This is a genomic window from Chitinophaga sp. 9-1-y (assembly GCF_059511905.2).
Genome location: NZ_CM197955.1, coordinates 1,146,762 through 1,167,879 on the forward strand (window position 1 = coordinate 1,146,762; position 21,118 = coordinate 1,167,879).

Annotated in this window: 14 protein-coding genes; 10 read left to right on the top strand and 4 right to left on the bottom strand. The window is 46.0% G+C overall.

What is annotated here, in order from left to right:
- Window positions 1–2: 2 nt before the first annotated feature.
- From AC5ZC7_RS04555 to AC5ZC7_RS04585, 7 genes are all read left to right on the top strand, one after another.
- Entirely contained in the window at window positions 3–1,337 is a 1,335-nt protein-coding gene (locus AC5ZC7_RS04555) for a RagB/SusD family nutrient uptake outer membrane protein (protein ID WP_496162534.1), read from the top strand.
- Window positions 1,338–1,469: 132 nt separating this feature from the next.
- Window positions 1,470–2,450, top strand: a complete 981-nt coding sequence (locus AC5ZC7_RS04560) for a FecR domain-containing protein (RefSeq protein WP_496162535.1) — start codon at window positions 1,470–1,472, stop codon at window positions 2,448–2,450.
- Between the two features lie 39 nt (window positions 2,451–2,489).
- A complete protein-coding gene (locus AC5ZC7_RS04565; protein WP_496162536.1) occupies window positions 2,490–5,816 on the top strand; it encodes a SusC/RagA family TonB-linked outer membrane protein in 3,327 nt (1,108 codons plus the stop codon).
- 11 nt (window positions 5,817–5,827) lie between these two features.
- The gene (locus tag AC5ZC7_RS04570) at window positions 5,828–7,186 is read left to right on the top strand and encodes a RagB/SusD family nutrient uptake outer membrane protein (protein WP_496162537.1); all 1,359 of its coding nucleotides are present in this window, start codon (window positions 5,828–5,830) and stop codon (window positions 7,184–7,186) included.
- A gap of 11 nt (window positions 7,187–7,197) precedes the next feature.
- Complete coding sequence (locus AC5ZC7_RS04575; RefSeq protein WP_496162538.1) at window positions 7,198–8,409, top strand: thioredoxin fold domain-containing protein; 1,212 nt, start codon at window positions 7,198–7,200, stop codon at window positions 8,407–8,409.
- Between the two features lie 30 nt (window positions 8,410–8,439).
- Window positions 8,440–9,330 carry a radical SAM protein gene (locus AC5ZC7_RS04580; RefSeq protein ID WP_496162539.1) on the top strand — a complete coding sequence of 297 codons (891 nt, stop codon included), beginning with the start codon at window positions 8,440–8,442 and terminating at the stop codon, window positions 9,328–9,330.
- A gap of 86 nt (window positions 9,331–9,416) precedes the next feature.
- Window positions 9,417–10,445, top strand: a complete 1,029-nt coding sequence (locus tag AC5ZC7_RS04585; RefSeq protein ID WP_496162540.1) for a TIM barrel protein — start codon at window positions 9,417–9,419, stop codon at window positions 10,443–10,445.
- Window positions 10,446–10,631: 186 nt separating this feature from the next.
- Here AC5ZC7_RS04585 and AC5ZC7_RS04590 read toward each other — a convergent pair whose 3' ends face one another.
- The gene (locus AC5ZC7_RS04590; RefSeq protein WP_496162541.1) at window positions 10,632–11,417 is read right to left on the bottom strand and encodes a FecR domain-containing protein; all 786 of its coding nucleotides are present in this window, start codon (window positions 11,415–11,417) and stop codon (window positions 10,632–10,634) included.
- Window positions 11,418–11,599: 182 nt separating this feature from the next.
- On the opposite strand from AC5ZC7_RS04590, the gene AC5ZC7_RS04595 reads away from it, so the two are divergent.
- Entirely contained in the window at window positions 11,600–12,778 is a 1,179-nt protein-coding gene (locus AC5ZC7_RS04595; RefSeq protein ID WP_496162542.1) for a proline dehydrogenase family protein, read from the top strand.
- A 143-nt stretch (window positions 12,779–12,921) separates the two neighbouring features.
- Here AC5ZC7_RS04595 and AC5ZC7_RS04600 read toward each other — a convergent pair whose 3' ends face one another.
- Together AC5ZC7_RS04600 and AC5ZC7_RS04605 are read right to left on the bottom strand one after the other, a co-directional pair.
- A complete protein-coding gene (locus tag AC5ZC7_RS04600; RefSeq protein WP_496162543.1) occupies window positions 12,922–14,241 on the bottom strand; it encodes a RagB/SusD family nutrient uptake outer membrane protein in 1,320 nt (439 codons plus the stop codon).
- Between the two features lie 29 nt (window positions 14,242–14,270).
- Window positions 14,271–17,267, bottom strand: a complete 2,997-nt coding sequence (locus AC5ZC7_RS04605) for a SusC/RagA family TonB-linked outer membrane protein (RefSeq protein ID WP_496162544.1) — start codon at window positions 17,265–17,267, stop codon at window positions 14,271–14,273.
- A 322-nt stretch (window positions 17,268–17,589) separates the two neighbouring features.
- On the opposite strand from AC5ZC7_RS04605, the gene AC5ZC7_RS04610 reads away from it, so the two are divergent.
- Window positions 17,590–18,411, top strand: coding sequence for a thymidylate synthase (locus tag AC5ZC7_RS04610; protein ID WP_496162545.1), 822 nt, complete (start codon window positions 17,590–17,592; stop codon window positions 18,409–18,411).
- Window positions 18,412–18,419: 8 nt separating this feature from the next.
- The gene (locus tag AC5ZC7_RS04615; protein WP_496162546.1) at window positions 18,420–18,911 is read left to right on the top strand and encodes a dihydrofolate reductase; all 492 of its coding nucleotides are present in this window, start codon (window positions 18,420–18,422) and stop codon (window positions 18,909–18,911) included.
- 105 nt (window positions 18,912–19,016) lie between these two features.
- On the opposite strand, the gene dnaG is transcribed toward AC5ZC7_RS04615, so the two are convergent.
- A complete protein-coding gene (dnaG, locus tag AC5ZC7_RS04620; RefSeq protein WP_496162547.1) occupies window positions 19,017–20,984 on the bottom strand; it encodes a DNA primase in 1,968 nt (655 codons plus the stop codon).
- Window positions 20,985–21,118: the final 134 nt, after the last annotated feature.

The window sequence follows — 21,118 nt, forward strand, 5'->3', positions numbered from 1 at the left end:
AAATGCGTAAAGTAATATATGCCACAGGACTGGTGTTAACAATGGCTTCCATGTCCTCCTGCAAAAAATACCTCGACATTGTACCCGTAGGTAAAGTAGTACCCACTACGGTAGAAGATTTTACCAAGGAACTGGATGCCGCCTATGCCATGACGGACCTGGACAAAGGATTGGCGTCCTATCGTGGAGACGAACTGACAGTGAATGAAGCCAAAAGCCGCGATGTGGATTTGGTGTCAAACAACTTCCTCTGGAATGAGAATGGCCCTACCAAAGGACTTACCTACGATTGGCGCGGCAAATACCAGCGGATTTTCTATGCTAATCACATCATTGGTGCAGCACCTGCTGCCACCGGCGGTACCGAAGCACAGAAAAACCAACTGCTGGGAGAAGCTTACCTGATGCGTGCTTATACGCACTTTAACCTGGTAAATCTGTATGGTAACGCTTATAGTGAGTCTACCGCAGCTACCGATAAAGCAGTACCGGTGATTACCAAAGTGGATATGGAAAAAGTATCCCGTCGTAATACGGTGAAGGAAGTATACACGCAGGTACTGGCAGATCTCGAAAAGGGGTTGTCGCTCGTAAATGTAGATATTTATGAAACGGCGCAATCCTACAAGTTCAGCAAAACAGCGGGTTTGGCCCTGGCAGCACGGGTTTACCTGTATACCCACCAGTGGGATAAAGCGTTGAATGCCGCTAAAGCAGTACTGGATAAAAAGAATACCCTGATAGATTTTAACACCAGTACCACCCTGCCAACCCTGTATAATTCTATTGAAAGTATACAGGCATACGATCAGAACTATAACGTTACCACCATACAAACCGCCTTTGTATCGGATAAACTGATGGCGTTATACAATCCGTTGGGCGACTTACGCCTGAAAATATTCTACGGAAAGGATAAGAACAATAAAAACATTGTTGCTAAAATCAATACAGGTAATAATTATCGCCAGTCTTTCCGCGTGGCGGAAATGTACCTCATCGCGGCAGAAGCAGCAGCACAGCTGAATCAGCCGGATGTAGCCCGCGATTATATTAACCAGTTAACACAACGCCGCCTGACGCCGGCGTTCTATGCAACAGAACAGCTCCGCCTGGCTACGCTGTCCGGCAAAGCCCTGTTGCAGGAAATATATGATGAAAGGGCCCGTGAGTTGTCTTTCGAAGGACATCGCTGGTTTGATCTCCGCAGAACTACACAACCGGAAATCGTTCATACGCTGAAAGGGAAATCAACTACCCTGAAAGCTGGCGACCCGCGTTATACGATACGTATTCCTATGGATGCCGTTGCGAACAACCCGTTGTTAGACGAATAGTGTTGTTTTTGCATCCTTTTAAAGTGCCGCGGGGGAAACCCTGCGGCATTTTGATTTATACCGGAAATTTTTTTTCCAACGACTGGTACGATCGCCTAAGCTCCCTGTACTTAACCTTGTCAACCAATGACTATGCTCAATTACCGATATATTCGTTTCTTATTACAAAAGCAGCTGGAAGAGGGTCTCAGCGCGGAAGAAGAGCTTTTTTTGCAGCAATGGTATGAAAGCCTGGACACGATGCCGGCGGAAATGCCTTCGGCAGCGGAGCAATCAGCATTGAAACAACAATCCTGGCAACACCTGTCGGCGATATACGAAGGAACCACCACCACAGTATCGCCGGTGGTCATTAAACGTATGCCGCGCTGGAAGCGCTTTGCGTGGCCTGCCGCAGCCGCGTTGTTATTATTAGCCGGACTTAAATTTTTCTTCCGGGAAAAGCCCCCAACACCACCAGCCAGGTGGGTATCCCTGGATTGCCCCGCCGGAAAACGCCTGAAAATGGTGCTGCCGGATCATTCGGTAGTATGGCTCAACAGCGGCTCCAGCTTGCAGTATAACCCCGATTTTGCAGCGCAACGCCAATTCAATGTCCGCAACGGAGAAGTATTTTTTGAAGTAGCCAAAGATGCTCATCATCCTTTTATTGTAAAAACTAGAAGCCTTGCTGTAAAGGTATTGGGCACCTCTTTTAACGTATCTGCCTATACGGAATTAGTGCAGGAAAAAGTTACCGTAGCCTCCGGCTCCATACAGGTGCAGGATCAGCACCAGTGCGACGTGATCCTTGGCGCCGGCGAGGAAATTGTGTATAACAGCAGCAAAGCGGCGTTCTCTACGCAACAGGTCAATGCTGCCCGCGCCAACAGTTGGCGCAACGGAGATATCTATCTCACCAACGTAAGTCTCGCTGAACTGGCTATCAAACTGGAAAATATCTATGGCTACAAAGTAATATTCACCAACAATCAAATGAAAGGATGTATCAACAGTCTCCATTTTAATGATAAAGAGCCTGTCACCAAGGTCCTGGACCTGCTAAAAATAATCGACAACATTACGTACACCATCAACAACGGGGAAATAATTATCAGCGGTAAGCCTTGCTGATAGCACACTTTACCATTTAATACTAAATACGGACTATTTATGAACAATGGGTTTTTACCAACCATCAACCAAAAATGGGCGAAAGTCTTGCTGCTATGCGTGATTTTATGCTCAGCTACTCAGTTGCGCACCTATGCACAGTCGTACCTGGAAAAGAGAGCTACCATTTCCTTCAGCTTCGAAACAATTGCTTCCTGTCTGAAGAAATTACAGACAAAAAGTGGCATCAACATCTCTTATAATGAGAGCGATGTGAAAAAGTATTCGGTTAACATAATGGACTTTAATGACCAGTCTGTTGTCATCATCCTGGAGATGTTACTCAAAAATACAGACTTGCAATACCGGACAATGAACGATGGTATTGTGATTTTTAAGAAAGAAGGTACCGAAAATGTGGCCATGCGTACCATTTCCGGTACCGTTAGCAGCACGAAGGACAAGAGCGTGGTGCCAGGCGTCTCTATATTGGTAAAAGGTACTTCCCGCGGCGCCGCTACCAATGAAGACGGACATTTCACCATTAAAGTACCTGCCGATAAAAATATCCTGGTATTTTCCGCGGTAGGTATGCAATCCCGCGAAGTGGTGATTACCAGCGAAAACATGGATGTGCAAATAGCCGAAGATCCTAAAACACTGGGAAGCATCGTGGTAGTGGGTTATGGACAAGTCAACAAAAAAGACCTCACCGGTTCCGTATCCTCTATCAAAACAGATGATATGAACAAAATGCACACTACTTCCTTTGATGCGGCACTGGCTGGTCGCACCGCTGGCGTTAACGCGGTGAAAACTACCGGCGCTCCCGGTGCTGTAGCAGCTATCCGTATCCGCGGTGGTACTTCTGCATATGGCAACAATGAACCGCTGTATGTGATTGATGGTATCCCGGTAGAAGTGGGTAATGGTCAGGGTAATAAACAATATGCTGCTGATGTAAGCAGACAAATATCCCCACTGGCCAGCATCAATCCGGAAGATATTGAAAGCATGGATATCCTGAAAGATGCCTCTTCTGCGGCGATTTACGGCTCACGTGCTGCCAACGGCGTAGTGATTATTACTACCAAACGTGGTCGCTCTGGTCCTAAAGCAGATATCTCTGTCGGATACACCGCCTCCGTTGATCAGTTTGCCAAAACCTATCATCCGCTGAATGCAGCAGATTATTTGATGACTGTACAAACAGCGTATAAAAATGCAGGTAATACTACGCCTAAGGACTCAGTACTGTACCCAGGTACCAGCACCGACTGGGCAAGGGAAATGACTCGCAACGCCATGACCAACGATATATACCTGAACATCAACGGAGGTTCCAACAATGGAAGTACCCTGTATTCTGTTTCGGGTAGTGTGACCGATCAGGCAGGTGTTATTAAAGGAAGCGGCTTTAAACGTTATAACCTGAGAAGCCGTTTGGAAACCACCTTGTTTGATCGCCTGCGCCTCGGTACCATCATGAACTATTCTATGATGGAAACCAACAACGGTATGGGTTATTACACAATTGTCCGCTATCGTCCTGATGTACCACCATTTGATAATCTCGGAAGATATGGCGCCACTCCGGATAGCTCTCAGCCTAACCCCGTATCTCAGTTGGATTATACCAGACGCGAAAGAAGCCAGAATATGATGATGTCATTTTTTGGAGAACTGGAAATATTGAAAGGATTAAGATGGCGTTCTGAACTCTCTTACAATATTGTAAAGGGAGATATGTTAAACTATACTCCTTCTTCTGATGTATTTGAAATTCGGAACAATCGTACCGGATCGAGAGAAGATTATGCCAATAACAGTACTGCCCGTAATTTCGATAATACCCTGACTTATCTGAAAAGCTTTGGTCAGCATAACATCAACGCTGTAGCGGGGGCATCATTCCAGCAAACCAAGAGTGATTTTGCGACGATCAAATCCAATAACTTCTCTGACGACGAAGCGCTCAATCACTTAGGTGGCGCCAGCATCCTCAACACCTGGGCCAGTGGCGGTACCATCAGTGGATTCCAATCCTATTTCCTGCGTACCAACTATAACTTTGGAGGTAAATATTATTTCACCTTTACCGGTCGTGCTGATGAGTCCACGAAGTTCTCACCGGGGCACCGCTGGGCATTCTTCCCATCTGTAGGTCTGGCCTACCGTTTGACAGAAGCCAGCTTTATGAAATCTGCTACCTGGCTGGAAGACCTGAAACTGCGCGTGTCTACAGGTCAAACCGGTAGCGCTAACTTCGCCGACTTCCAATATACCACCCTGTTTACTTCCGGTAGCTTCTACAATCGTAAAAACGGGATGATTGTAAATGATGTACCGAACCCGGATATCCGCTGGGAAGCTACCAGTCAGTTGGATGTAGCAGTAGACTTCTCTATGCTCAAATCCAAATTAAGAGGTACCATCGGATACTTCAGAAAGTATACCCGCGATATGATCCTGTATCGTAGCATTACCATGGAAACCGGTGCACGGCAACAATACTACAACGTAGGTGACTTCTCTAATCGTGGATGGGAATTCCAGGTGGGAAGTGATGTGATTCGCCGTAAGAAATTCAGCTATATCACAGATGTAAACATCACACGTATACGTAGCCGGGTAGAAAAACTGAATGGTGGATTTGATCTGAATGGCGTACTGAGAGAAGGACAAAGCATGGGCTACTTCGAAGGCTTCAAAACAGCTGGTATTTTCCAATCGCAGGCGGAAATTGATGCCCTCAATAAGAACGCACCGGGCGGCTATTACCAATCCGAAGAAACCGCTCCTGGTGACTTTAAATTTGTGGATGTTAACGGAGATGGCCGTATTACCGATGAAGATCGCGGTATTATCGGCAAATCAGAACCTGATTTTTATGGTGGTTGGAACAACATTGTACGCATTGGTAAATGGGAAATTACTGCATTCTTCAACTTTAGCATCGGTAACTCCCTGTACAACCAGACCCGTAAAGACATGATGATATTCACCACTAATTATTACAATTATAATCGCGATATCTTAACCCACTCCTGGTCTGAATCCAATAAAAGCGGCAAGCTGCCCAGATTGGTTTCCAACGATCCCAATGATAATGGCCGTGACTCTGATTTCTTCATAGAAAAAGCGGGTTTCTTTAAACTGAAAAACCTGCAGGTCGCCTATGTATTCAATACACCCGCCCTGAATCGTGTGCGTATTAATCATATCCGTGTATTCGTGACCGGTAGTAACCTGTTTACGTTAACACCATATAGTGGACTGGATCCGGAAGTTAATAATGCCGGCGCCAACAATTTTGCACAAGGCATTGATGCCAGTGGCTATCCAATGACCCGTTCATTTACCGCAGGTATTAACGTTAATCTGTAAACGAAAAAATCATGAAACAATATATTATAGCTGCTATAACCACTACCTTCTTATTTGCTTCCTGCAAGCTGGTGAACGTCACCGACGTGGCGCCGGTAAACCAGCTGGAAGACGCCAATGCCATTACCACCGTAGAAAAAGCACAGAGTACCTTGTATGGTACCTATGGCATCCTGAACGGAACCACGCTGGCCTTTAACTACTATATGCCTGCTGCCGCCGCGCTGATGGGAGGGACCATGGAGCCCCTGCAGATGGGGGCTGATTATGCCGCCAACAACGTACGCACCAGTGATTATTGGCTGGAATCCATGTACGCTGGCGGTTATAAACTGATTAATATGAGCAATCATATTATTACCAAAACCGCGGTGCTGCCGGGTAATGATCCACGTAAAACAAGAATCATCGGAGAAGCAAAGTTCCTCCGCGCGATGAGCTATTTTTACCTGTTACGCCTATTTGGAGAGTTCTACGATACCACTTCTGCTTATGGTTTGGTTATCCACACCACGCCAATAAAGGATGGAGACGCCATTCCGCGTTCCGGTGTGCGCGCTGTGTATGATCAGATCAACAAAGACCTGGACGAAGCCATCCTCGAAACGAATGATTTTTCCAGCACTTTTTATGCCTCTAAAATTGCGGCGCGTGCGCTGAAGTCGAAAGTGTTGCTCTACCAGCAACGATACGCAGAAGCTGCCGCTATGGCCCAACAAGTAACTACGAGCACACAGCGTAACCTGGAAGATACCTTCAAGATCATCTTCTCCAAAAAAATATACAATACAAAAGAAGCCATTTTCCAAACGCCTTATGATGCCAGCACCAATATCAATAACAAGTGCTATGCATTTAGTAACTGGTTTAAACCGTCTGCCCTATACCGGGCAATCATGCTGGGAGATAAACGGGATACCATGGCCATTAAAGTGAGTGGTACCCGCGTTCGCAACGGTAAGTTCATGGCTGGCACTATAGACGGTGCTCCTTCCAATGCAGATACCGAATATTTTCTCCGCCTCGGGGAAATTTACCTGATCCAGGCAGAAGCCATTGTAAGAAGCGGAGGATCGCTGGAAGATGCGAGAACTGCATTGAACAAAATTCGTAAACGTGCCGGGATGCCGGATATCACAGATAATGATGCCGCCGGTTTGCTGAAAGCGATCCGCTTGGAAAAGCTGCATGAATTGGGTGGTGAAAGCGGAGAAGAATGGTTTGATATGGTAAGGTATGCCAGCAAAGGGGAGTTTGATATCAAAACCATGAAGCCGCAGTTTATGGGCAAACAGCGTTATATCCTGCCCATCCCATTAAAGTCTATTCAGGCCGCTGGTAAAGTAGTGGCACAGAACCAAGGGTATTAATCAATAGCTATATGAAGAAGTTATGCTTATTAAACATGCTGTCACTGAGCCTCCTGCTCGGTGGCAGCATTACGGTACAGGCACAGCAAGCGGAAACCGGGATCGTTTTCCGTAAAGACGCCTTCGCCGATGTATTAAAGGAAAGCGCCCGTACCGGCAAACTGGTGTTTATCGACTGCTACACCAGTTGGTGCTCGCCTTGTAAATGGATGGAGAAGAATGTATTTGTAAACGATACCGCCGCCAAATACTACAACACCACTTTTATCAATTATAAAATTGATATGGAGAAAGGAGAGGGGCCGGAACTACGGAAACGGTACAACGTACAGGTATTTCCTACCTACTTGTTTATTAACAGCAAAGGGGACCTGGTACACAAAGCTACTTCCCGCATGGAGTTGCCCGAGTTTATAGAAGAAGGAAAGAAAGCCCTGGATCCGAAACGCTCCCTGGCATCCATGGAGAAAGCGTTTAACAGCGGTAACCGCAGTAAGGAGACTTTGTTGGCCTATGCAAAGGCATTGCAGAAAACAGACCGCAATAAAGGAGATACCATCAGCGAATTGCTGATTGCACAATTAACAGCAGCAGATATGCTGACCCCATTGGGCTGGCAAACCATTCAGGCCTTTGCCTGGGACGAAAATGAAAAGTTGGGCAAATTTTTTACAACTCACCTGAATGAATACACGAAAAAGTATGAAGCAGCGGAAGTAAGTAAGGTGCAGGAGCGTTTGCTTAATACCGCCCTCTATGGATTGATTCGCAAAAAAGACAGCACGGCATTTTTTACACGCCTGGCTCCTTGGTCCAATGCTACTGACCCGGCTACAAAAAAGAAAGCGCTGATGATGGAAGCCGAATACTACCTGACTACTGCAGATGCAAAGAACTTTGTGAAGGTAACAGACATCGCCCTGGAAGGCGTGATGAAAAAGGATGATACCGGCCTGAGCTTCCTTGGCAGACGTTGCCAATACCTGGCGGGTGGTAATAAAACCTTCCTGCAACAAGCTTATAAGCTGGCCAAACGTGCGGTGGATATCAACCCGAAAGAATACGGTAACCAAGGTACCTTGGCTAGAATATGCCAGGAACTTGGAAATAAAGCGGAAGCCCTCGAAGCAGCAGAAGCAGCCTACCAGTTGTCATTGCTGGAAACATCCAAAATCCAGAAAATTGCCCAAAAAGAACTGGATGAAATCAAAGAGATGAAATAAAATACGGACCTTCGGTGACATTGCTTTATTATGCCCAGGTATATTACTGTAACGTCACTGTTGAATAAAACAAAGAAACGGGATCCGTGGTTCCTGGACGACTATACCATTAACCCTTACAGCGGTTGCGCGTTCAACTGTTTGTACTGTTATATACGCGGCAGCAAATACGGCATTAATATGGCCGATAAACTATCGGTCAAAGAAAATGCCTTACCGTTGCTGCGTCGCCAACTGGCTGCCAGGGCGGCAAAGCAACAACAGGGAATCGTGGTATTGTCGTCCGTTACGGATGCCTACCTGCCGATAGAAGAAAAAGAACAACTCACCCGGGGCATCCTGGAGCTGCTACTGGAATATCGTTTTCCGGTACATATTATCACCAAATCGCCGCTGGTGCTCCGCGACCTGGACTTACTCCACCGCATCAACGAAAACGCCGTTTTACCCCCTGATTTAGCCAAATACAGCCATCGCACATTTATTACTTTCTCCTTCAGCACCATTGACCCGGTGATAGGTAAACAATTTGAACCCGGCGCCCCGGACCCGGCCCTGCGACTGGCAGCCATGCAGCGCTGCGCCGCCGAAGGCCTGATGACAGGTGTAAGCCTCATGCCATTGCTGCCTTTTATTACTGATGTGCCGGAACAACTGGCACGCATGTACGCAGCTTTTCATGAGCACGGCGCCCGCTATGTATTTCCCGCTTCTATTACCTTATGGGGAGAAGAACAGGCAGATAGCAAACAACTGGTGCTCCAGGCTATACAACAATATTATCCACAACTTAGTGCATACTATCAGCGGCTTTTTTCGCAGCATACGGGCGTGCCGTCCGAATACAACAGCGCCTTACAGGCTGGTGCAGCGGCCGCCGCCGCACCATACGGATTGCCTTCCAGGATTCCTTTTGAATAGTTCTGTACCAAAATTTTATGGACCTACACTTGCATTCCCCCCCGTAAAAGAATATTTTAGGAAGACGAATTTTAAAACCCACGGATATGAGTAATGTAAACAACCGCAGGCAATTCCTGCGTCAAATGGGAATATACACGATGGGAATCGGTATGTTGCCCGCTGTACTGGCCGCCTGTAACAATGGCAAATCTACCAACGAAACAGCCAAAGATAGTTCCGCTGCCTCCAAAGAAGGCGAAGCCAACGCCAAAGAACTTTTCTTTAAGATATCATTGGCGGAATGGTCTTTTCACAAAGCTTTGTTTGCCGGTAAAATGAACCACCTGGACTTTGCCTCCCGCGCTAAAAATGAATTCGGTATCCAGGGCATCGAGTATGTTAACCAGTTTTTCAAAGACAAAGCGAAAGACAAAACCTACCTGGCTGAAATGAAAAAACGTGCAGACGACCAGGGCGTACGCAGCGTATTAATCATGTGCGATGGAGAGGGGGAAATGGGTGACCAGGATGTAAAGAAACGCTTACAGGCCGTAGAAAATCACTATAAATGGGTAGAAGCCGCCGCCTTCCTGGGCTGTCATTCTATTCGTGTAAATGCCGCCGGAGAAGGTACTCCGGAAAATGTAGCCAAAGCGGCCGCTGAATCCTTAACCAAACTCGCCACTTTCGGTAAGGAGCATGGTATTGGTGTCATCGTAGAAAACCATGGCGGTATGTCGTCTAACGGTAAATGGCTGAGCGGCATCATGAAAACCGTGAACATGCCTAACTGTGGTACCCTGCCTGACCTGGGCAATTTCTGTATCAAGAGAAGTAAACCTGAAAATGATACACCGGAAGCCTGGGCTAAAACCACCTGCCTCGAAGAATATGATCGTTACCAGGGCGTAGTAGAACTGATGCCGTTTGCCAAAGGGGTGAGCGCTAAAACCTACGACTTCGATGCTAACGGCAACGAAACTACGATTGATTATACACGCATCCTTAAAACCGTGAAAGATGCCGGATTTACCGGGTTCATGGGGATTGAATACGAAGGAGAAAAACTATCTGAAGAAGAAGGTATCCGGAAAACAAAAGCACTGTTGCAAAGAGTAGGCGGAGCGATGTAGAGCGGGTGTTTTTGTCTTGTTCAGGATTAGACTGATTATACTGATTATCATTTTTGATTTTAAAAGATGGACAATGAATAATATTCACTATTATCTACGTTCATCTTTTAAAATCTTTAAAAATAATATCAGTCTAATCAGTTTAAGCAGTCTAATCCTGAACAAGACAAAAAATCGCGGACTTTACTAAAACGTGATAGTCGCTTTATTATCTGCGATTTTGTATTTAAAACGCTGTTGTTCACCCAAACGACGCAATACTTCCTCCAGGCTGGCATGATAAAAATGCTCGTCTGCAATAACAGGCGCTTTGGATGCATCTCCCTTCATTTCTATCTCCACACCAAACCACTCTTCCAGTGTCCGGCTTAAAGCCATTGGAGTAGCATTTTGAATATGCAGGGTATCAGATAACCATGCTTCCAGTTCTTCCGGATGGTAAGTTTCTTTTTCCATCAGGTCTATTTCATTATTGGCGAGGATCATTTGTCCACGTTCCAGTATTTCCGGCTGGTTGTCGGTAGGAGAATGATAAGATTTGCCCACCCGGATTTTGCCGGTAAGCAGGTAAACGGTGGCGCCATGCTGACTGGCAAAAGAACGCATCCGGAAAGACGTACCCAATACGGTAGCTCTCAACTTATCACTGGTAACGGTAAAACTATCCGTTGTGGGCTTTACGTCAAAAAACGCATCTCCGTCTAATATCACGGCACGGTTGCCCTGCAGGTAGTTCTCTGGTACTTCCAGTACCGACGCGGCATTGAGGATAACGGTAGAGCTGTCTGGCAGTTTTACCACGGTTCTTTGACCAGTAACGCCCTTATGCGACTGGTAATGTACGCCCGGTATTTGCAGGTTCACGCCCTTGGTTTCCGGCGCTTTTGGCTGGCAACCGGTGAATACTACCCCTCCCAGGATCAACCCGATGAAAGTCTTTGGCCAGGCAGTAGTATCAGATTTAAATAGCATATTCCGGGAATTTTGTATGTAACAGAAAAGACCTAAAAGTAATAAAATAAACAGCGGTAACCCTGTATGCTTAAACAATTTCTGAGAAGCAATAGACAATATCTGATAACGCTGTTAAAAAGATGCGCTGATATAACAATGATTTTTGTTTAAAAGCCGGACGCACCCTAACTTTGCGGCCCATGGAAAAGCAGCTACCTTTATCATTTGATAATACCGCTATCGCATTTGAGGCAAAGACCGACAAAGCACTGAAAAAAGCCAACTTTCTCTTTAGTAATATCGGGAAGCCCTGGTTGGTAAAATTCGGTTCAGTGATGACACCGATCGCATTTAAATTACATTTACCTATTAAAGGGATTATTAAAAATACCATCTTCTCACAGTTTTGTGGCGGAGAAAGCCTGGAAGAAGCAGCTACTACTGCATTACAACTGGGCAACTATCACGTAGGAGTAGCATTGGACTACGGAGTAGAAGCCATGGAAGGGGAAGACAGCTATGATGCCGCTGTGCCGGAATTTATCCGCGCTATTCAATATGCCGGCAGCAGACCCGATATTCCATTTATCGCTATTAAAATCACTGGTTTTGCCAGGTTTGATTTGCTGGAAAAAGTACACCGCAAGGAAACCTTATCTGCTGCAGAACAGGATGAATATACCCGTGTACGCAACCGTATTTACAGCATTGCGGAAGCTGCTGCTAAACATGGTGTGGCTGTGCTGGTGGATGCCGAAGAATCCTGGATCCAGGATCCGGTAGATCAGCTCACCAATGAAATGATGTCGTTGTTCAACAAAGGCAAAGCAGTTGTTTATAACACTTTTCAGTTATATTGCCATGATCGCTATGCTTTCCTGCAGGTATCTCTGCAAAAAGCACAGCAGGAAGGGTACTTACTGGGCGCCAAGTTAGTTCGGGGCGCTTACATGGAAAAAGAAAATAAACGCGCAGCGGAGAATAATTATCTAACACCTATTCAGCCCAGCAAAGCCGCTACAGATAAGGATTACGATGCAGCCGTGAAATTCTGTATTGATAACCTCGATAAACTGGCCGTATTTATTGGTACTCACAATGAAAACAGCTGTATGCTGGCTGCCCGTATGCTGGATGAAAAAGGGATCACCCATAATCACCCACATGTTAGCTTCTCACAACTGCTGGGCATGAGTGATAACATTACCTTCAACCTGGCTCACGCGGGTTATAATGTCAGCAAATACCTGCCTTATGGCCCCGTAAAAGATGTAATGCCTTACCTGCTCCGCAGGGCCCAGGAAAATACGTCTATCGCCGGTCAAATGGGACGTGAACTGGCGCTGATCAGAAAAGAAATGAAGAGAAGGGGGATATAATTGTAGCGCCGAAAGCATAAAGCGGAAAGCATAAAGCAGAAAGCAAAAAGCTATAATAGCGAATGACCATTGCGGATATTAATACGCTTTGCTCATTCGCTATTATAGCTTTATGCTTTATGCTTTATGCTTTCGGCGCTACACTACAGGTTACTTTCACTCTGTGGCAGTGGATACTTAGCCCACACATCATCGTTGGCTCTGTCGATGGGCAAAGTATTTAACAGGTTATATCTTCTCAAATCAATCCACCGGTGTCCTTCCATGAACAGGGAATAACGTCTGTTATACAACAGTTCGGTGATGTATGCAGCTTGCGTTTTGGGACCACTGTAGGGAGCAAGATGATGTCCTACCCGGATCCTGTTTATGGCGACTTCTGCATCGGGGAGTTGATTCAGTTGGATTTTGGCTTCCGCGTAAATCAGTATCAGTTCTTCGTTACGGATAATACTGATGGGAGAGTTGGGAGAAGTCCAGATGATGACATCCCGGTCGCCGGTGAGGCCGGACTGGCTGGCGGAAGAAATACGGGTCGCTGTTTTCAGGTTTACACGGTCATCGTTAGCCTGTGCATCTGTGGCGAAAGAAGGATGCGATACCCTTACTTCTCCATTTCCATTAGGCGCGATATACATGGTGTTGGCCAGGTCGCCGCCATTAGTCGAAAACGTATGATAAATGCCTGTGTTAAAGGCGCCATTCAGGTCAAAGAAAGATTCATTTAACGCCGTTAAAGCATCTGCCCAGTTTTTCCGGTAAATATGCACCCTGGCAGCAATGGCGCGGTTGAATTTAATGAGGCCGGCCGCATCTTTAAACCCGGTGAAACCAGCGGATAATGGAAAGATCACTTCTGATCCGGTAAGATCTGCTTTACCCGCATCCAGGAACTTCAGGATAGAATCCATCACCACATTGGGATCCGTAATCACGTCACGTAGCACATCATCATTGGCTACCGGAATACGGGCGCCATTGGTGTTGGTCATGTTGATGTTCAGCAGCAACTGATATCCAATCAATGTTTTGGCAAAGCCGGTAAATGCTTTCTTCTGCGCATCTGTAGCTATTTCCGGCTTGGTGTTTTTGATGGCATCCTGCAGGATGAAACATTGGCGGGCTACCTGGTACCGGGCCACCCAGGGGTTGGTGAGGTAAAATGTATTATTGTTCAGCGTTTTGGTACCGCCACCTAACAAGTCAGTGGTATAACGGGGCTCTGAACCAGAGAAACGATAAATTTCCCGGCCTATAATACCCTCGCCATCCAGGTAAACGGCCAAACTGTTACGCATACCGGATTCTGCACCTGTTGCCAGGTTAAGTAAATCACTTTTCGTTGGATTTTTACTGATAACGTCTACAACGGGTGTATTCAAACTGTTGATTTCTCCCTTCTGACAGGCGTTCAACACCAGCAGGAAAATGACAACAGTAATATTGGAGATATACTTTTTCATATGTAATGATTTTAGCAGAAAGGAAATGATCAGAAATCTATGCCCACATGAAAGCTGGCTCTTTTGGATGCAGGGAATGACATCACGTCTACACCGGTAGATAAGCCAATACTGCCGCGGCTCTGCGCAGTGGTAATGGTATTACTGCCAAAGTTGGACACTTCCGGATCATACCCGATGTATTTTGTCCAGGTGAAGAAATTGTTGGCAGATACTCCAAACCTTAATGCTTTGATATTTTTGGTGTTTTTTAATGGGAGATTGTAGTATAAACCGATCTCACGGATACGCACATACGAAGCGTCCTGCACATAAATGGAAGCATCGCCGGCGCCCGGACGATAAAGCCCTGCTTTGGTACCTTTCATTGGTTCATCAAAGTCCGGAGAAGTAGCTCCCAGGTCTGTTAACAGCTGGGTGAGGTTGATATTGTCACCGCCTTTTTTCCAGTGGATCAGGAAGCGAAGGGAGAGATTTTTATACAGGGTAACTTCATTGAAGAAGCTCATCTGGAATTTAGGTTCTGAGTTACCGATCAGTTTCAGGTCGTCACCCACAGTCCCTTTGATTTGCGTTGCCGGCTGTCCCTGTTCCAGGTAGAAAGTACCCAGTGAGTTACCAAAGGCACCAATAGCGTAAGGAGGTATTACCAGTTTGGTTACTTTGGAACGGTTGAACCAAAAGTTGATGGTGCTGTTCCAGCGAATGGTGGCGTTGTTTACCGGAATCACATTCAGGCCCAGCTCTATACCCTGGTTTTTCAGGTCACCACTGTTTTTCCACTCATTGGCATAACCGGAAGATCCGGGCAAGGCATGGCGCAACAGTACGTCGTAAATGTTTTTGTTATAGTAAGTGGCTTCCAGGTTGATACGGCCATTCAGTACACTCACATCCAGCCCGGTTTCAAATTCTGCCTGCCGTTCAGGTTTGATTTCCGGGTTCCCTTTCAGGTTATCTACCAATACACCGGGCAAACCGTCGATATTACTACCCAGCATACCAGTGAACTTACTGCTGTAAGGCGGTACGTTACCGGATTGACCATAAGCAGCGCGTATCTTGAGGTTATCTATCCCTGTAATATTCCAGAACTTCATTTTAGTTAAATTCCAGGAGAGGGCGCCTTTGGGGAACACGTAGTATTTAAGATAGTCGCCGTTGTTGGTAGAGCGGTCAAAACGTACGCCTGCACTAAGGGTGATCGCCTCTATCAGGGAGAGGTCTTCCTGTACAAAGATACCGTTGTCCCGGAATTTCTGCCGGAACTGATGTGTAGTGGTATTGGCACTGGCATCGAGGTTGCTTTGACCGTTTATCAGGTTGGTGGCGGAAGTGAGGATGTAATCCATGAAACCTGTTTCCAGTGTGGCGCCGGCGGTGCTGGTTAAGCTCAGGTTATTATTAGGTGTAAAAGTGTTTACGATGAAGCCAGCCAGGTTGGTATTGCTGTTATTGGTATTTCCCTGTATAGAGTGTCCCTGCAGGTTATTCGCTTCAAATTGCAGGTTACGGGGAAACAGCGCAGCGGTTTTAAAATTAAAGTAATCAATACCGCCACGGCCAATGAAACGGGTGGTAGACCGTTCATTTTGTTGCAACCGGATATCCAGGTTGGCGCCGCCTACAAAACGATTGGTTTTTTCGTTGTTGGAGGCCAGGTCGCGTGTTTGCAACGGATTGGAAGGCGCAAACTGGTTGTCCGGATACTCTCCCAGTGCATTAGGGTGAAGGTCTACGAAGTCAGGGGTGGAAGATAATGCCACACCATAAGAAACCCCGTTGTTATCGTTATTGGTGATCCCTCTGTCGGCAGAAGAACCGATATAGTTGGTGGTAACGCTGAGGGATATACGATCATTAATTTTGTGGTCTACGTTCAGGCGTATGGAGTTGTTGAAGTAACCGGAGTTTTTTACTATACCATCTTCCTGTCTTCTGTTACCGGAGAGATAGAAGGTAGTTCTTTCGCTACCGCCGCTGAGAGAAACGCCGGAGTTCAATACCAGGCCGGTTTGACCAAACATTTCTTTTTCATAATCGAAAATCTTACCGGCATTTTTGGCAGCGGTGTATTGGGCGGCGTACTCCAGCCGTTTCTGTTTTACTTTAGGATCGGGGTTGGAGGCGCTTCCTGCCAGGTCGGCGGCGGCTTCTGCGGTGAAGGTACGAACGCCCATCAGGTGCCGAACCTGTGTGAAACCTACTTCCTGGTTGACACTGATTTTTGTTTTGCCGCTTTTACCTTTTTTGGTGGTGATGATAATTACCCCGGCAGCCGCTTTGGCGCCATACATGGCAGCAGCAGAAGCTCCCTTCAGGATTTCGATGTTCTCAATGTCTTCCGGGTTGAGGTCAGCAATACGGCTGGAAGGGTTATCCTGGTTGTTAGGATTACCGGAAGTAGCCGCACCGGTAACATCATTGAGGCCGGCGGGAATACTGCTGTTGTTGAAGAAAATACCATCTACCACATAGAGTGGCTGCGAGTTACCAAATACAGAAGTAATCCCCCGCATTTTTACAGAGATACCACCGCCGGGTGCGCCGGAGTTGGCGGTAATCAGGGCACCGGGTACTTTACCACTGAGTGCAGCGTCAAATGTTTGTGCAGGTGCAACACCCGTGAGTTCTTTACCCGAAATGGTGGCTACCGCATTGGCGAGGTTACTTCGCTTTACGGTGGTAGCCAAACCGGTAACTACAATTTCTTCCAGTCGGGCAAAATCTTCTTCTAATGCAATATTGATGGCTGTTTCACCGGGTTTCAGGGCTACAGTCTGACTTTTATATCCCGTATAACTTACGAGTAAATTGGTGGTACCGGCAGGAACGGACAGTGTGTAAGTGCCACCCGCATCTGTGATGGTACCCTTATTGGTATTGGGGACCCGGACAGTAACGCCAGGTATGGGTTTTCCACTGGCGGCGTCTTTTACTTTTCCTGAAATATTTTGTTGCGCAAATAGTGCCAGGGTACTGCACAGGCATAGCAGTACCAGCAAGCTGGATTTTGGTAGAAGCATAGCTTGTTTGGTTTAGATAAATGATGATGATGTGGTAAAAGCGGTTATCTGATCATATAAGCCGATAAATAGATTTTGGTGATTAAATTTTGTTCCGATTTTGGTTGTCTGGGTCTATAAGGACTTTCATCATATCCTGCCGGAATTGGCAAACACAGGTTTTTCACTACAGCATCCGGTAGGGTTTCTCACTAAGCCGATTTTGTCGTAACGTAAAATATTCGGTTGGCAGATTACGAAATTTTACAGGTATATCGATTTTTTTTGTTTGACTTAATTATGTTATATTTTTCGACGCTGAAACTTCGTAAATTGCGGCCATATGGATCAGTATCTATCTTTATTACAGCATATTATCAAAGAAGGCACCGTTAAAACTGACCGCACCGGAACCGGTACCACCAGCTGCTTTGGCTACCAGATGCGGTTTAATTTACAGGAAGGATTTCCGGTAGTGACTACCAAAAAACTGCACCTTAAATCAATCATATACGAATTATTGTGGTTTTTAAATGGAGATACCAACATCAAGTGGCTCAAAGAACATGGGGTAAGTATCTGGGATGAATGGGCCAACGAAAATGGCGATTTAGGGCCTGTTTACGGCAAGCAATGGCGTAGCTGGGAAACCCGTAGCGGAAAAGTAATTGACCAGATTACGGAGGCTGTAAATACCATTAAAAACAATCCTGACTCCCGCCGCATTATCGTGAATGCCTGGAATGTGGGTGAACTGTCGGAAATGGCACTCAGCCCCTGCCACTGCCTGTTCCAGTTTTATGTTACCCCGGCAGATCCGGCAAAAGGAGAAACCCGCGGTAAACTAAGCTGCCAGCTTTATCAGCGTAGCGCAGATGTATTCCTGGGCGTGCCTTTCAATATCGCCTCGTATGCATTACTAACCATGATGATGGCACAGGTATGTAACCTCGATGCGGGCGACTTTATCCACACCTTCGGCGATGTACACCTCTATAGCAACCATATGGAACAGGCGAACCTGCAATTAAGCAGAACACCATTCCCACTGCCGGTGATGAAAATCAACCCGGAAGTGAAAGATATCTTTTCTTTTACCTACGAGGATTTTGAACTGGTCAACTACCAGTTTCATCCTGCCATCAAAGCACCGGTAGCGATATAATTTTCTTTATGCGTATATCCATCATCGTGGCAGCATCAGAAAACAATGTTATTGGCATCAATAACATGCTCCCCTGGCGCTTACCAACAGACCTGAAATATTTCAAATCCACTACTTTGGGCAAACCCATTGTAATGGGACGTAAAACGTTTGAATCACTCGGAAAGGCTTTGCCAGGCAGACCCAATATTGTGATCACCCGGCAAACCAACTACCAGCCGGAAGGCGCTTATGTAGTCCCTTCTATCGAAGCTGCCATTGCTAAAGCAAAAACATTTGAAGGCGATGAGTTATTCATTACCGGCGGCTCCCAGATCTTTGAACAGGCCTGGCCGCAGATAGATCGTATTTACCTGACCCGTGTATATGCCGTAGTCCCAGGCGATGCTTTCTTCCCGCAACTGGACGGAAAAGAATTTGAACTGGTAAGCGACGAACGTCATGAGGAAGATGAAAAAAATCAATACCCCTTTTCGTTCCAGGTATGGGAAAGGGTGTAAAGAAATTACGAATTACGAATTACGAATTACGGATTTGTGAGTAGATAGTAAACGCGAAAATTAACATTCGCTTATATCTACTCACAAATCCGTAATTCGTAATTATTATTTGAAAATAACGGTACCCATACCGTTGGTCAGTTCTTTTTCCAGTGCATTAAGATGTTTCTGCATTTCCAGGCAACTCATAATCTGATCCATGTCAGTAGCTTTCTTTGCCTCTTCCTGGTTTTCGTAAATCAGCTTTTTGATTTTCCGGAGTATCAGGTAATTGGTCGTGGAAATGGTATCCTGCAGGTAAGCATTATCTCCATAAACCGTATCAATTTCAAATTCCTCTTTCCATTTCATACTGAGATCGGCTTCCTGATCTTCGAGGATATTGGCAATCTCTTTTGAAAACTGTTGATCTTCATGATAAAGGAACCAGCGTTTATCCTGGAGATTCCCGGCATCATACAAAGCTTTGTATTCCCTTAAAATCCTTTTCACCAGCTCACTTTCTGCCAGCGCCTCAAAGTCGTAGGGCAAATGAAACACATAATCTGCCACCGTACTATTGTCGTCTTCTTTAAAAGACTTATCGCCAAAACGTAACAGGATTTTTACGAGCGCCTTTTCTTGTTTTTCATGCCCGTTGATCAGGGATTCTACCGAAATACCTGTTTCGGCCGCTTCCATGGCTGCAATGGCTTCTTCACTTAATCCATCATCATCAGGAGCGGGATTGTTGCGCGCGTGCGCCTGTTCCCGTTTTACAAGCCGGTCGCGGATAAACTTATTGACCAACTGTATCAACCCCTGCTCATCAATGTGCAATAACTGGCTGCATTGACGGATATAATCCTGTTGCCGGGTAAAATCTTCTGTCTTGTCAATTTTGGAAATGGTTTCCGCAATTTCATTGACCAGCTGAGATTTTTTATTGCTGTCGGTGCCCGCTTCCTGCATGCTCAACTGGAGTTTAAACAGTACGAAGTCCTGTTTATTGTCCTGGATGAATTCACGGAAAGCAGCGGCGCCTATTTTCTGTACATAACTGTCCGGATCTTCTTTGTCCGGCAGCAGTACCAGCTTCACATTCAGCCCTTCCTCAATGGCCATGTCAAGTCCGCGCAATGCGGCTTTCACACCGGCGCTGTCGCCATCATAGAGGATAGTGAGGTTGTTGGTGTATTTCTTTATCAGCCGTAACTGATCCTGTGTGAGGGAAGTACCACTGGAGGCTACCACGTTTTCCACGCCTGCCTGGTGCAGGGAAATTACGTCAGTATAACCCTCTACCAGCAAGCATTCATTGAGCTTGTCAATGGCATGCCTGGCAAAGTAAGTACCATACAGGACCCGGTGCTTTACATAGATTTCATTTTCGGGAGAATTGATGTATTTCGGCGCCCGGTCCGATTTCACCAGGATACGCGCCCCAAATCCGAGAATCTTCCCGGACTGATTATGAATAGGGAAAATAACCCGGCCCCGGTAATTATCTGCCGGCTGATCATTACGAATAGTGACCAAGCCCGTTTTTTGCAGGTATTCCAGGTTGTAACCCTTGTCCAGTGCTGATTTTGCGAAGGAGTCAAAAGTATTCAGACAGTAACCCAGTTGAAACTTTTTGATCGTTTCTTCCGTAAATCCGCGTTCTTCAAAGTAACTGAGACCTACATTCTGTCCTTCTGGTTTATTGAAAAGGGTATCGGTAAAATATTCACGGGCATAGCTGTTAATAATAAACAAGCTATCTGCCATTAGCTGATGTTGCTTCAGCTCCGGACTTACTTCCGTTTCTTCCAGTTCTACCTGGTACCGTTGTGCCAGCCAACGTAACGCTTCCACATAAGAATATTTCTCATGCTCCATGATGAAGCTGATGGAATTGCCGCTGGCGCCGCAACCAAAACATTTATAAATCTCTTTGCCGGGAGATACGGTGAAAGATGGGGATTTTTCGTTGTGAAACGGACACAAACCCAGGTAGTTGGCGCCTCTCTTTTTCAACTTTACGAAGGAACCCACTATTTCCACAATGTCAATGCGACTGAGGATCTGTTGTATGGAGTTTTGAGATATCACGATGCAAATAATCCAACTGCAAACATACGGGAAATTGACGAAGCCGGAAAGTTGGCTATACCAGATAATAAATATGTTAAAAAAATTAAATGAGAGAAAAATTGCATAATTTTATCGTATATCCTCAAAATAAA

Coding starts and splice junctions, on each gene's coding strand:
- AC5ZC7_RS04555 (WP_496162534.1), top strand. CDS start 3: ATGCGTAAAGTAATATATGCCACAGGACTGGTGTTAACAATGGCTTCC.
- AC5ZC7_RS04560 (WP_496162535.1), top strand. CDS start 1,470: ATGCTCAATTACCGATATATTCGTTTCTTATTACAAAAGCAGCTGGAA.
- AC5ZC7_RS04565 (WP_496162536.1), top strand. CDS start 2,490: ATGAACAATGGGTTTTTACCAACCATCAACCAAAAATGGGCGAAAGTC.
- AC5ZC7_RS04570 (WP_496162537.1), top strand. CDS start 5,828: ATGAAACAATATATTATAGCTGCTATAACCACTACCTTCTTATTTGCT.
- AC5ZC7_RS04575 (WP_496162538.1), top strand. CDS start 7,198: ATGAAGAAGTTATGCTTATTAAACATGCTGTCACTGAGCCTCCTGCTC.
- AC5ZC7_RS04580 (WP_496162539.1), top strand. CDS start 8,440: ATGCCCAGGTATATTACTGTAACGTCACTGTTGAATAAAACAAAGAAA.
- AC5ZC7_RS04585 (WP_496162540.1), top strand. CDS start 9,417: ATGAGTAATGTAAACAACCGCAGGCAATTCCTGCGTCAAATGGGAATA.
- AC5ZC7_RS04590 (WP_496162541.1), bottom strand. CDS start 11,417: ATGCTATTTAAATCTGATACTACTGCCTGGCCAAAGACTTTCATCGGG.
- AC5ZC7_RS04595 (WP_496162542.1), top strand. CDS start 11,600: ATGGAAAAGCAGCTACCTTTATCATTTGATAATACCGCTATCGCATTT.
- AC5ZC7_RS04600 (WP_496162543.1), bottom strand. CDS start 14,241: ATGAAAAAGTATATCTCCAATATTACTGTTGTCATTTTCCTGCTGGTG.
- AC5ZC7_RS04605 (WP_496162544.1), bottom strand. CDS start 17,267: ATGCTTCTACCAAAATCCAGCTTGCTGGTACTGCTATGCCTGTGCAGT.
- AC5ZC7_RS04610 (WP_496162545.1), top strand. CDS start 17,590: ATGGATCAGTATCTATCTTTATTACAGCATATTATCAAAGAAGGCACC.
- AC5ZC7_RS04615 (WP_496162546.1), top strand. CDS start 18,420: ATGCGTATATCCATCATCGTGGCAGCATCAGAAAACAATGTTATTGGC.